The sequence below is a fragment of the Kitasatospora sp. NPDC052868 genome, assembly GCF_044547105.1.
In the GTDB taxonomy this organism is placed as follows: domain Bacteria; phylum Actinomycetota; class Actinomycetes; order Streptomycetales; family Streptomycetaceae; genus Kitasatospora.
This window is the reverse complement of the sequence record NZ_JBITZW010000011.1, coordinates 1-12,265: the sequence shown is the minus strand read 5'-3', so window position 1 is coordinate 12,265 and position 12,265 is coordinate 1. Positions and strand designations below refer to the sequence as shown.

Annotated in this window: 12 protein-coding genes and 1 tRNA gene; 6 read left to right on the top strand and 7 right to left on the bottom strand. The window is 72.3% G+C overall.

Annotated features, from left to right (window positions below; translation table 11 throughout):
• The first annotated feature begins 52 nt into the window (after positions 1-52).
• Both ACIGZJ_RS19950 and ACIGZJ_RS19945 read left to right on the top strand, forming a co-directional pair.
• Complete coding sequence (locus ACIGZJ_RS19950) at positions 53-1,321, top strand: sensor histidine kinase (RefSeq protein ID WP_396458445.1); 1,269 nt, start codon at positions 53-55, stop codon at positions 1,319-1,321.
• Positions 1,318-1,980, top strand: a complete 663-nt coding sequence (locus ACIGZJ_RS19945) for a response regulator (RefSeq protein ID WP_396458444.1) — start codon at positions 1,318-1,320, stop codon at positions 1,978-1,980. The genes ACIGZJ_RS19950 and ACIGZJ_RS19945 overlap by 4 nt, the downstream gene beginning before the upstream one ends.
• An 84-nt stretch (positions 1,981-2,064) precedes the next feature.
• On the opposite strand, the gene ACIGZJ_RS19940 is transcribed toward ACIGZJ_RS19945, so the two are convergent.
• The 3 genes from ACIGZJ_RS19940 to ACIGZJ_RS19930 all read right to left on the bottom strand — a co-directional run bounded on the left by ACIGZJ_RS19940 (position 2,065) and on the right by ACIGZJ_RS19930 (position 5,052).
• Positions 2,065-3,036: a GNAT family N-acetyltransferase gene (locus tag ACIGZJ_RS19940; RefSeq protein WP_396458443.1), complete on the bottom strand. Its 972-nt coding sequence runs from the start codon at positions 3,034-3,036 to the stop codon at positions 2,065-2,067.
• A 196-nt stretch (positions 3,037-3,232) separates the two neighbouring features.
• Positions 3,233-3,877 carry a glyoxalase gene (locus ACIGZJ_RS19935; protein WP_396458442.1) on the bottom strand — a complete coding sequence of 215 codons (645 nt, stop codon included), beginning with the start codon at positions 3,875-3,877 and terminating at the stop codon, positions 3,233-3,235.
• Positions 3,878-4,005: 128 nt separating this feature from the next.
• Positions 4,006-5,052: an Lrp/AsnC family transcriptional regulator gene (locus ACIGZJ_RS19930; protein ID WP_396458441.1), complete on the bottom strand. Its 1,047-nt coding sequence runs from the start codon at positions 5,050-5,052 to the stop codon at positions 4,006-4,008.
• A 149-nt stretch (positions 5,053-5,201) separates the two neighbouring features.
• Between ACIGZJ_RS19930 and ACIGZJ_RS19925 the strand changes: the two genes are divergently transcribed.
• Both ACIGZJ_RS19925 and ACIGZJ_RS19920 read left to right on the top strand, forming a co-directional pair.
• Complete coding sequence (locus ACIGZJ_RS19925; protein WP_396458440.1) at positions 5,202-6,386, top strand: M20 family metallopeptidase; 1,185 nt, start codon at positions 5,202-5,204, stop codon at positions 6,384-6,386.
• A gap of 32 nt (positions 6,387-6,418) precedes the next feature.
• Positions 6,419-6,745: a nuclear transport factor 2 family protein gene (locus ACIGZJ_RS19920; protein WP_396458439.1), complete on the top strand. Its 327-nt coding sequence runs from the start codon at positions 6,419-6,421 to the stop codon at positions 6,743-6,745.
• 134 nt (positions 6,746-6,879) lie between these two features.
• On the opposite strand, the gene ACIGZJ_RS19915 is transcribed toward ACIGZJ_RS19920, so the two are convergent.
• The 4 genes from ACIGZJ_RS19915 to ACIGZJ_RS19900 form a co-directional block, all read right to left on the bottom strand.
• A tRNA-Leu gene (locus ACIGZJ_RS19915) sits at positions 6,880-6,963 on the bottom strand.
• 72 nt (positions 6,964-7,035) lie between these two features.
• Positions 7,036-8,373: a hypothetical protein gene (locus ACIGZJ_RS19910; RefSeq protein ID WP_396458438.1), complete on the bottom strand. Its 1,338-nt coding sequence runs from the start codon at positions 8,371-8,373 to the stop codon at positions 7,036-7,038.
• Between the two features lie 143 nt (positions 8,374-8,516).
• Positions 8,517-8,648, bottom strand: coding sequence for a DUF397 domain-containing protein (locus ACIGZJ_RS19905; RefSeq protein ID WP_396458437.1), 132 nt, complete (start codon positions 8,646-8,648; stop codon positions 8,517-8,519).
• Entirely contained in the window at positions 8,611-9,558 is a 948-nt protein-coding gene (locus tag ACIGZJ_RS19900) for a helix-turn-helix domain-containing protein (RefSeq protein ID WP_396458436.1), read from the bottom strand. The genes ACIGZJ_RS19905 and ACIGZJ_RS19900 overlap by 38 nt, the downstream gene beginning before the upstream one ends.
• Positions 9,559-9,732: 174 nt before the next feature.
• Between ACIGZJ_RS19900 and ACIGZJ_RS19895 the strand changes: the two genes are divergently transcribed.
• Positions 9,733-10,224: an ATP-binding protein gene (locus tag ACIGZJ_RS19895; protein WP_396458435.1), complete on the top strand. Its 492-nt coding sequence runs from the start codon at positions 9,733-9,735 to the stop codon at positions 10,222-10,224.
• Positions 10,225-10,328: 104 nt separating this feature from the next.
• Positions 10,329-12,116, top strand: a complete 1,788-nt coding sequence (locus ACIGZJ_RS19890; protein ID WP_396458434.1) for an amidohydrolase — start codon at positions 10,329-10,331, stop codon at positions 12,114-12,116.
• Positions 12,117-12,265: the final 149 nt, after the last annotated feature.

The window sequence follows — 12,265 nt, the reverse complement described above, 5'->3', positions numbered from 1 at the left end:
CGGTGGCGGCCCCGACCGGGGCCGCCATGACGCCCGACCGACAGGACATGCGATGACCGAGGCGGCCGCGGAGGCCGGCGGTGCCCGCCCGGTGCACCACCGTGGCGGGGTGCGGCGGGCGTGGACGGCCGCACGGCCGAGGCGACCGCTGGGGGCGGCCCGGCGCTGGGGCTCCCGGCTGCCGCCCGCGGTGTGGGACGCGCTGCTTCCGGCGCTGCTCCTGGTCAACATCGTCACCACGAGCGCGCCGCAGGGCCTGCCGGTGGCCGTCGCCCTGACAGCAGCCCTCACGCTGCCCCTGATGTGGCGGCGCCGGGCGCCGCTGACCGTGTTCGCCATCGTGGTGGCCGCGGCCTTCGTCCAGTGGCTGATGGACGTCCAACTCCCGGCGGACATCGCCCTGCTGGTGGCGCTCTACACGGTGGCCGCGAACTCGGGGCGGCGCGGCACGCTCGCCGCCGGCGCCGTCGTGGAGGCGGGAGCCCTGCTGGCCTGTCTGCGCTGGGCGTCCGAGGGCGCGTTCCTGACCCTCTTCGTCGCGGCCACCGCGATGGCCGTGGCCGCCGCCGTCCTCGGTGTGAACGTGCGGACCACCCGCGCCTACCTCGCGGCCGTGGAGGAACGGGCCGCCCGTCTGGAGCAGCAGCAGGAGCAGCAGGCGCGGCTGGCCGTCGCCGAGGAGCGGGCGCGGATCACCCGCGAGATGCACGACATCGTCACCCACAACCTGTCCGTGATGGTCGCGCTCACCGACGCCGCCGTCTACGCGCAGCAACGCTCGCCCGACAGGGCGACCGCCGCGATGCTCCAGATCTCCGAGACCGGCCGGCAGGCCCTGACCGACATGCGGCGCTCCCTGGGCGTCCTGCGCACCGACGAACCGGACGCGGCGCGCCACCCGCTGCCCGGCATCGCCCAACTGCAGGCCCTCGCCGACCAGATGTGCGCCGCCGGACTGCCGACCCGCCTCGACGTCCGGGGCGGCCACGACCGCATCCCCGCCACCGCCCAACTGACCGTCTACCGCCTGGTCCAGGAGGCCCTGACCAACGCCCTCAAGCACACGCCCCCCGGTACCGACGCCCTGGTCCGGGTGGAGTGCTCGGCCGGGGCGGTCACGCTGGACGTCACCGACAGCGGCCCGCACCCGGCACCACCCGGCGCCACTCCGGCCGCCGCGCCGCCCGGCCACGGCATCCCCGGCATGCGCGAACGCGCGGCCGCCTACGGGGGGAGGCTGCACGCCGGGCCGCTCCCGGGCGGCGGCTGGGGAGTCCGCACCCGACTCGACCTCGACAGCGTCGCGGAGGCCTCCGCATGACGATCCGCGTCCTGATCGCCGACGACGAGGCCCTGCTCCGGATGGCCTTCAGCACCGTCCTGGAGGCCCAGCCCGACATGGCACCGGTCGGCGAGGCCGCGGACGGCGCCGAGGCCGTCCGCCTCGCCGGGGAGCTGCGCCCCGACGTCGTCCTGATGGACGTCCGGATGCCCGGGACGGACGGGATCGAGGCGACCAGGCGGGTCATCCGGACCTCCCCGCAGAGCAGGGTGCTGATCCTCACCACCTTCGACCTCGACGAGTACGCCTTCGCCGGACTCACCGCCGGGGCCTCGGGCTTCCTGCTGAAGAACACCAGGCCCGAGGAGCTGCTCACGGCGATCCGCAGCGTGGCCGCGGGCAACGCGGTGGTCTCCCCGCGGATCACCCGACTCCTGCTGGAGAGGTTCCGGCCGCACATCCCCGGCGGCCGCGACGCCGGCCACGACGAGCGGCTGCGCCGGCTCACCCCCCGCGAGCGCGAGGTGCTCGTCCAGGTGGGCCACGGCCTGTCCAACACCGAGATCGCCGCCGCCCTGTACCTCGCGGAGGCGACGGTGAAGTCCCACCTGGGGCGGATCCTGCAGAAGCTCGAACTCCGCGACCGGATCCAGGCCGTGGTCTTCGCCTACGAGAGCCGCCTCATCCTCCCGGCGTGACGCCGCCGGGCACGCGGTGGGCGGTCCGGGCCCGACCTCGGACCGGACCGGACCGCCCACCGCGTGCTGTTCCCCGCGGGACCGTCAGGCCGGCGGGCTCGACGGGCTCGACGGGCTCGACGGGCTCGACGGGCTCGACGGGCTCGGCGCGCTCGGCGCGCTCGGCGCGCTCGGCGGGAGGAAGTTGATGCGTTCACGGGTGACGGGGAAGCCCGCCTTGGCGAAGTTGGCGGCCATCGGGGTGTTGGAGCGGTCGGTCGCCGCGTTCACGGACTCCGCGCCCTGCTCGACGAGGAAGTGGGTGCACTCCGCGAGGAGGTCGTAGGCGTAGCCGCGGCCGCGGTGTTCCGGGAGGACGCCGATGAAGCCGATCACCGGGCCGGAGGGGTTGTGCGCCGGGATGTGGATACCGGCCAGGTCGCCCTCCGGCGTGTGCGCGAGCTGCCACCACTCCCGCGGGGAGGGGCACCAGTGGAAGAAGTCGAGTTCCTCCTGGGCGGCCTGGTCGAGGCCGCCCTCCCCGATGGCCTTGAGCGCGTGGGCGTCCAGGGTGGCGGAGTGGATGCGGCGCAGCGCGTCGAAGAAGACCGCGTCGTCGGGTTCGGCGCTGAAGCGCAGGCGTCCGGGACGCTCGGGCAGGCCCTGCTCCGCCGTCCAGTGGTACAGGAGGCGTTCCACCAGGGGTTCGTACCCCGCGGCTCGTGCGGCGGCGAAGCGGGCCTCGGCGGCGGCGCGCAGGTGGCCCTCCTCCCGCCAGCCGCCGGGCAGGTTGATCTCCAGTTCGACGTTCCAGGGGGCGGAGCGCAGGAGTTCGGCCCCGGCCTCCTCCTCCCCCTCGGCCACGTCGAACCAGTTGATGTTGACGGGCTCCGCGTCGTCGGGACCGCCCCACCACGCGCCGCGGGCGACGACCTGGCCGTCGCGCAGGGCGACGCGCTTCCAGTCGGGGCGGAACCGGGTGCGCCGGTGGCCCTCACGGGCGCCGAGGGGGTCGGGGAGTGCGTCGAAGAGCTGGGCGTCGCTCGCGGAGAGCGCGCGGATGACCGGACCGGTCATGGATTCCTCCGGGAAAAGGGCTGCTTGGAGCGCTCCCGGTCAGAACTGGCGAACCACGCCGGGACGGCAGAGGTGGGAGCGCTGGGTTGCTGTGAACTGCACGGCACTCGCCTCCTTCCATCCGTCTCAGGGCGTGGGCCACACGGTACGTGATCTTCCGCGGGCCCGTCCACGGGTTTTCGTGGGTGGGCGCGGGCTACGCGGCGGTCTCCCAGACGAAGCCGTCCGGGTCGGTGAAGGCGTCGGCGGTGCCGCCGAGGACGATGCGGTGCGAGCCGGTGCCGTCGACGGGGACGCCGAGGTCCTTGGCCAGGGCGCGGCGCTTGTACAGGGCCAGCTTGACCGGGCCGGCCTCGCCGGGGGCGAACTCGGCGTACTTGCCGCCGAAGCTCTTGGCCACGGTCAGGCCGCGGTCGACGTAGAACTGCCTGGTGGCCTTGACGTCCTCGACGCCGATCAGCAGGACCAGCTCGTCGATCTCGCGGGTGGCGGGGCCGGTGTCCTTCTTCGCCGAGGTCGCGATCTTCCAGATCGTCCCGTCCGGGGCCTGGACGACGCCGCCGTAGCCCCACAGCGACTTCGCGGCGGGCTTCAGCACCGTGGCGCCGGCATCCACCGCTGCGGTGACGAAGCCGTCGACGGTGGCCGGGCCGGAGACCGTCAGAGCCAGGGTGAAGCCGCGGAATCCGACGGAGTGCCCCTCGGACGCCCGCAGGTGGACGTGGGCGTCCACACCGAAGGCGGTGTAGAAGCGGCGGGCGGCCTCGGGGTCGGCCACCTCGAGGGTGACGGAGTCGAGGGAGGTGCGGGCTGCGGTGGAAGCGGTGGTTGCCATGACCATCACGCTAGGGGCCGCGCCCCGGCCGGGGCTTCTCGATTCCTGACCGGTCGCGCCCCGAGGACGGTTCGCCCTCCCGCACGCATCCGGCCCCGCACGCACCGTCGGCGCCCGTGCCGCCCGAGCGGCCGTCAGGAATCCGGGACCGGGTCTCGCCAGATGTCCATCGGAACGGCGCGGACCGCGCGTCCGTCCGCGTCGAGGATCCGGCCCATCCGTTTCACGCTGCGCAGCGACACCCGGCGCTCGGCCACCCGCAGGTCGGGGAACCTGCGGGCGAGAGCGGCCTCCAGCCGCGGGACGTCGGCGAGGGAGCGCTGCCAGACGGAGAGGATGAGGTTGTGCGCGCCGGTGGCGGACACGCACAGCCGGACCTCGGGGAGTCTGGCGAGTTGGGGGCCGACCTCGTCGAGCCGGTCCGGGGGGAGGTCGGCGTGGAAGGTCGTCAGGACCGGTCGGCCGGCGTCGCGGGCGGCGATCTCGCAGCGGAAGCGGATCGCGTCGGAGGCGGCCAGCCGGTCGAGGCGGCGGCGCAGCGTGGACGGGCTGAGGCCGGTGGCGGCGGCCAGCTCGGTCTGGTCGAGGCGGCCGTCGACGCCCAGCCGGATGAGCAGCTCCCGGTCCTCTGCACGGACTTCGGCTCGCACTCCGGACGGTTGACCGTTGCCCGCCGGGTGATCGTCGTGCAGTTCCTCGCGCTGGGCGGGGTCCAGCGAGTCCAGTCGCCAGCGGATCCCCTCGGCGTAGTAGGCGACCGTCAGGTGGACGCGGACGGCGTCGACCCCGGGGAGGCGGCCGAGCCGTTCGGTGGTGTACCGGGAGACCCTCGCCAGGTCGGTGAAGGCCGCGGTGACGGCGAGGGAACAGCCTTGGGAGAGGTGTTCGATGCTCATCACGTGCGGGTCCTCGGCCAGTTCGTCGGCGATCTGCCGGAGCCGGTCGGGAGCGCAGTCGAGGTCGAGGTGGGCGACGCACCCGCGGTCCTCGGGGTGGGGCAGGCCGTAGGCGGTCACCCAGGCGATCCCGGCCTCCGAGAGCCGGCGCCAGCGGCGGGCGGCGGTGACCGGGCTGATCCCGAGGGTCTGGCCGAGCAGCGACCAGGGCGCCCGGGGACGCAGCTGCATCGCGTTCACCAGGGCGAGGTCCAGCTCGTCGACCGTCACATCCGTGCCGGTCACCGGCGGATCCCGGTCGATTCGTTCATTGGAGGGCCTCTTCGTGGCGTGATCCTGCGAAATCGCGGGAGACTCCTGCCGCGAGACCCAGAATCTCGGAACGAGACCGCTCCGCACAAATCCCGCCGCACGCGGGTCCGATGGAGGTACCTGTGTCCCTGCACGACGATGCTCTCGCACTGGCCCCGGATCTGGTCCGGCTCCGCCAGGACCTGCACCGCTTCCCCGAGTTGGGCCTCGATCTCCCGCGCACCCAGGAGCGGGTGCTGCAGGCCCTGGACGGGCTGCCGCTGGAGGTGAGCCTGGGCGCCGGCCTGAGTTCGGTCACCGCGGTGCTGCGCGGAGGCCGGCCGGGACCGGCCGTGCTGCTGCGCGGCGACATGGACGGCCTGCCGGTCGTGGAGAAGACCCCGGTACCGTTCGCGGCCGAGAACGGCGCGATGCACGCCTGTGGCCACGACCTGCACACCACCATGCTCGCGGGCGCCGCGCACCTGCTGGCCGCACGGCGGGAGGAGCTCCACGGCGACGTGGTCTTCATGTTCCAGCCCGGCGAGGAAGGCTTCGACGGCGCCGGCGCCATGCTGGCCGAGGGCGTGCTCGACGCGGCGGGCCGGCGCCCGGTCGCCGCGTACGCCCTGCACGTGTCGTCGACCATGCCGCACGGGGAGTTCAGCTCCCGGCGCGGGCCGATCCTCGCCGCGTCCGCCGCGCTGAACGTCACCCTCCACGGTGCCGGCGGCCACGGCGCGGTGCCGCACCGGGCCAAGGACCCCGTACCGGCGGCCTGCGAGATGGTCACCGCCCTGCAGACCATGGTGACCCGCCGCTTCGACGTGTTCGATCCGGTGGTGATCACCGTCGGGATCCTCCAGGCCGGCACCCGGCGCAACATCATCCCCGACACCGCCCGTTTCGAGGCGACCGTGCGCACCTTCTCCGCCGAGGCGCAGTCCAGGGTCGCCGACGCCTCGGTGGAGCTGGTCAGGGCCATCGCGGCCGCCCACGGCCTGCGGGCGGAGATCGAGTACCTCCCCGAGTACCCGGTGACCGTGACCGACGGGCCCGAGACCGACTTCCTCGCGGACACCGTCCGGGACGCCTTCGGCGAGGAGCGCTTCCGCACGCTGCCGAACCCGATCCCCGGGTCGGAGGACTTCTCCCGGATACTCGCCGCCGTTCCGGGCTCGTTCGCCTGGCTCGGCGCCGCCCCGAAGGGGAGCGACCCCGACGGTCTGCCGTCCAACCACTCGCCCCACGCCGAGTTCGACGACGCGGTGCTCCCCGACGGAGCCGCGCTCTACGCCGAGCTCGCCGCCCGCCGCCTCGCGGCCTGAACCCGCCCACCGAAGAAGGAACGATCAAGCACATGACCGAACCGCGCGACGTGGTCGAGCGGCAGCTCGCCGCCTACAACAGCCACGACATCGACGCCTTCACCGCCACCTACGCCGAGGACGTCACGGTCCGCCGGGCCGACGGCAGCCTCCTGCATGGCAGGCAGGCCCTGCGGGACAGGTACGCCGGGCAGTTCGCCGAAGGCCGGTGCCGGGCGGAGATCGTGGGACGGCTCACCGAGGGCGACTGGGTGGTCGACCAGGAGATCGCCCACGGCCTGGCCGCCGAGCCGGTCCGCGTCCTGGTGGCCTACCGCGTGCGGGACGGCCTCATCGACCGGGTCGACTTCCTCGGCTGAACGACCGCTGTCCGAATGCGTGCCCGGCCCCTCGCGAATACGTGAGGGGCCGGGCACGCATCCGGACAGCAAAGAGGCCGGTCGACCCGACGTGGTGTCGGGTCGACCGGCCTCAATGGGTCGGTTGACCAATGTGCGCGAGGGGGGAGTTGAACCCCCACGCCCTTTCGGGCACTGGAACCTGAATCCAGCGCGTCTGCCTATTCCGCCACCCGCGCATCTGGGTGATGAGGTAAATCGTAGCCCATGCGCGGGGGTGCTCCGGACCAACGGAGCGGGGACAGGCCAGGTCAGCCCGTGATGCGCTCCACGATCCAGTCGATCAGCCCGACGGAGATGTGGCTGTGCTCGGTGTTGTCGTCGTCGAACGCGACCTCGTCCAGGTGGCCGAGCTCAAGATCGGCGTCGGTGATGGAGAGGTTCAGGTTGACGTCCCACTTCACCGGGTCGAAGGCCAGAGCCGCCGCGCTGACGGACGGCACGAAGGCGCCGCTGCGGTACTCCTCGGCGATCTTGGCCTTCAGCGCGTCCGCGACCTTGCCGAAGGAGTCCAGGGTGCCGCCGGGCGCACCGTCCAGCGCCGGGACCTCCGTCGTGGTGCTGCGGCGCATCGCCAGGCCGAGGTGCATGCCGCCGATCGCCTTCTTCTCGCCCTTGTCCGCCTGGAACCGGGCGGTGGCGCTGGCCACCAGGGCCTGCCAGTCGAAGGCCACCTCACCGGCCGGCAGCGGACGTCCGACGCCGTCGCGCCGGCCGTTGGAGACGCCGAGCAGGCGCGGGCGCTGCGGGAAGTTGCCGAGGCGCGCCAGGTCCGCCAGGAACTCCTTGCGCAGCTCGCTGGCGGTGGCCACCGGGCCGGAGTACTTGGAGTTCTCCACCCACGCCCAGAGCAGCTGCTGCGCGGCGGGGCTGCGGATCAGGTCGGCCTGCTTGACGCCGTCGGGCCCGGCCGGGGTGAAGTCCTCGAAGAAGTAGGCCATCTGCTGGAGGATCAGCGGGATCCAGGCGCCGTTGTGCGGGGAGTCGTAGGAGAGGTAGGTGGCCGTCTCGTGGTCGGCGTTGTCGCTCTCCATCTTGGCGAGCGCGTAGCGGGTGATGATGCCGCCCATGCTCACCCCGCCGACGGTCAGCGGGTCGCGGCTCACGCGCTCCGCGATCGTCCGCTGGATCGCGGAGATCGCGACCTCGGCGTTGGCCTGGATGTGGGTGTGGCGCTCGGTGAAGCCGAGCACGATCACGTCGATGCCCTGGCTGAGCAGCTGGTCGAAGAATCCGGCCTTGCCCAGGATGTAGGGCTGGTTGAAGTAGGCGAACAGACCGGGGAGGTCGCTCTCCCCGTAGTTGAAGCCGTCGGCGAAGATGAAGGGCCGCTTGATGCCGAACTTCGAGTTGGCGAGGTAGACCGCCGCTTTGCCGGTGGCGGTCTGGCCCTTGTAGGGCGCGCCGACGAGGTCCCAGGTGAAGTCGGGCTCGCGCCCGGCCGCGGCCGGCTCGGCGCTGGACAGCGGGGTGGAGAACCAGACCTCGGGCTTGAGGGAGCCTGCGAGCTCCGCGAGTTCGTCCCGGGTGGGCTCCGCGCCGCCCTCCCGGAGGGTGAGCGCAACGTCGATACGGGGTTCCTGTGCCATGCCTACCGCCTCGGTCGAGTCGAACAGGGATCATCCGTGCACAGTGAGTGACCGTAACCGTGCGGTTACGTACCGCACCAGCGAAACACGCAGAGTGATCGGAATTGTCCGAACCGGGTGGCGGGGCGATCAAAGACGATCGGTCAGGCGGGGAACTCGCCGGCCCGGAGGGAGGCGAGGAAGGCGGACCAGGCGGCAGAGGCAAAGACGAGGGCGGGACCGCTGGGATCCTTGGAGTCACGCACCGGAACGACGCCGGGGAATCCGGGGGCCACCTCGACGCAGTCGCCGCCGTTGCCGCCGCTGTGACTGCTCTTCAGCCAGACGGCCGCGTCGAGCTCGTTCCTCATCATCTCTGAACCCCTCCAGCGCATCAGCAATCAGCGCGCGCGAGGCGTCCACCGAGAGAACGTCCCCGTGCAGGCGATCATAGCTTCGCCGATGTCCGGACACGATTGCCGCTACATCACTGGGGTGCCCTCGGTCCAGGCTCTCCGAGTAGACCCAGTTCTGTCCGTCAGGCATCTCCAGCAGCACCATGGACTTGTCGATGATGGCCGAGCGATAGGCGAACGGTGCAACCTGGATGATGACGTTGGGGAGTTCTGACACGGCTAGCAGGTGTTCCATCTGGCGCCGCATCACGCGCGGGCCGCCGAACACCGTACGGATGGCACCCTCGTCGAGGATGACGAGCAGCAGAGGCCCCTCCGGTTCGAGGAAGCGCTTCTGCCTGCCGAGTCGCGCCGCAGTCCGCTCGGCGATCACGTCAGGTCTTCCCGCAGCGTCACTGACCTCGAAAACCGCGCGAGCATACTCCGGGCACTGCAACAGTCCGTGAATGACGGCGTGCTGGATCACCCTGACTGCAACCGCCTCCGCTTCCATGTCGACGTGGTCCCGGAACCAGTCCGGGTGCTCGACCTCGGCCTCCCAGTCCACCCGGTCCCACAGCCGCTTGAGCAGACCGCCGGTCTCCAGCACCCGGTCGGCGTCCTCCACCGAGTCCATCGGCATGCGCCGCTTGCCGCTCTCGTAGCGGGTGATGTTGGTCCGGTTGCAGTGCAGGAGCCTGCCCAACTCCTCCTGGGTGTAGCCGAGCATCTCCCGGTAGAACCGCAGCTCCTCGCCGAACATGACGGCCGAACTGGCTGTCGGCCCCTGCTTCGCCCGCCGGTGTGACATGCCACCGCTCCTCACGTGCCAGGTGTGCCAGGTACCTCTGATCGGCCGTCACCGTAACCCGCAGGCCCGATGATTGAGACCGGAACGCGATCGTTTGCTTGCGCAGCGTGAGGCCGCGCGCCCCTGCCGTGAGCCGCTTCCACTCCCCCCACCAGCACCGGAGGTTGCCTCGCCATGTCCCAGAACTGCGCCACCCCGCTTCCCACCCGCCTTTCCCGGCGCCCCCGCCAGTTCGCCGCCCGGCTCGACCGGCGGCGCGAGTCCACGCCGCTCGCCCGGCTGATGCTGCGGGCCTACCTGACCGGCCTCCCGCGCGGCGAACGCTACTCGGACATCGGCGAGTTGCTGCTGGGCGAGCTGTTCGCGAACGCCGTCCAGCACGCCGACACCCCGCCGGACCGGCTGGTGGAGGTCCGCTTCATGCTCGTCGGCGACCGTCTCCGGATCGAGGTCCACGACGCGGGCAGCGGGCGACCCTCCGTCCGCGCCTCCTCCCCCGAGGACGAGGGCGGCCGCGGCCTCTTCCTCGTCAACGAGCTTTCTGAGCGCTGGGGTTGCTGCCCCCGGGCGGGCGGGGTCGGCAAGTTCGTCTGGGTGCTGATCGCCCCCGCCGCCGGGTACACCGAGCTCGCCTTCGGCCGCGCCGAGGGCCTCCTCGCGGTCTGAGGGGCGACCCGAACCGCGTTCACCCCCCACCGAGGTTCGGAGCGCGGTCACCTTGGGTAGCACACGGCGCACCGAACGTATCCGCCCCTGATGTGAGGACCTCCATGGACGATCAGCAGCAGGCCGCAGCAGCGCCGTACGAGGAGGCCGACCTCCTCCTCCACGGCGGCGAGATCGAGACGGTCGCGGCCGGCTCCACCGAGCGGCCGGAGGCCGTCGCGGTCAAGGACGGCGTCATCGTCTTCGTCGGCGGCCACGCCGAGGCGGTCGCCCGCTGGCACGGCCCCCGGACGCAGGTGCGCGACCTCGAAGGCCGGGCGCTGCTCCCGGGGTTCATCGACGCGCACGGCCACCTCGGCGGGATCGGCCTCCAGGCCACCATCGCCAATCTGCTGGCGGATCCGGACGGCGACGTCACCGACATCGCCTCGGTCAAGCGGAAGCTACGGGAGTGGGCGGAGACGGAGGTCGGCCGGGAGTCGGAGTGGATCATCGGCTTCGGCTACGACGACGCGGTCCTCACCGACGAGCGGCACCCCACCCGGGACGACCTGGACGAGGTGTCCACCACCCGGCCGGTGCTGGCCATCCACCAGTCCTTCCACCTGGGGGCGGTGAACACGCTGGGGCTCGCGGCCCTGGGCTACAGCTCGGACACCGCCGACCCGGAGGGCGGCGTCATCCGCCGCCGCGAGGGCGTCGAGGCCCCGCCGCACGGCGAGCCGAACGGGGTCCTGGAGGAGACGGCCTTCAACCCCGCCTCGGCGGCGGCCATGGGCGGCCTGCCGCAGGCGGTGCAGTTCGGGCTGTTCGCCAAGGGCGCGCAGTCGGCCGCCTCGTTCGGCTTCACCACCGTCCAGGAGGGCGGCGCCACCCTGGCCAACCTCGCCGCCCTGCGGGAGATCGCCGCCGCGCTCCCCTTCGAGATCGACGTCGTCGCCTACGCGCGCGCCGACCAGGCCACCGCGGCGGTGCTGGACCGCGACGCGGACGGGGACCCGGTCGGGGCGAGCCCGGAGTACGTGAACGGCGTGCGGGCGGCGGGCGTGAAGATGTACCTCGACGGCTCCCCGCAGGGCCGGACGGCCTGGCTGACCAAGCCCTACGAGACGCCGCCGGCGGACCAGCCGGACGACTACTGCGGCTACCCGACCATCCCGGACGACGGGGTCGTCCTGCAGCAGGTGCGCACGGCCTACGAGCAGGGCTGGCAGGTGCTCGCGCACGTCAACGGGGACGCCTCGATCGACCAGTTCATCGGCGCGGTCAGGGCCGCCGCCGCGGCGGCCGGGCCCGGCGACCGGCGGACGGTCGCGATCCACGCGCAGACCGCCCGCGAGGACCAGATCAACGAGTTCGCGCTGCTCCGGATCATCCCGTCGTTCTTCTCCATGCACACCTTCTACTGGGGCGACTGGTACCGGAAGACCGTCCTCGGCGAGGAGCGGGCGGCGAACATCTCCCCCGCACGCTGGGCGCTCGACCGGCGGATGGCCTACACCTCGCACCACGACGCCCCGGTGGCGCTGCCCAACTCGATCGCCATCCTGTCCAGCCAGGTCACCCGCCGCACCCGCACGGACAAGGTCGTCCTCGGACCGGAGCAGTGCGTGTCCGCGCTCGACGCCGTCCGCTCGATCACCATCAACGCCGCCCACCAGTACTCCGAGCAGGACCGCAAGGGCAGCATCGAGGTCGGCAAGCTGGCCGACCTGGTGGTCCTCAGCGCCAACCCGGTGACGCTCGCCGACCCGGAGGAGATCCGGCACATCACGGTCGCCGAGACCATCAAGGCCGGCCGGACGATCCACCCGCCGACCGCCGCTCGCAGCACCGTCGGCCGGACCGGTCCGACTCCCCCGGCCGACTACCAGTGGCACTGCAGCTGCTGATCCCCGCCCCGGGGCGGCAGGGCCGCGGGGGCCCGGCCCCCCCCCCCCCCCCCCCCCCCCCCCAAAAAAAAAACCCCCCCCCCCCCCCAAACCAACACACAATGGCGGAGCCAACGTAACCAACAAAACACCCCCCCAAATAACACAAA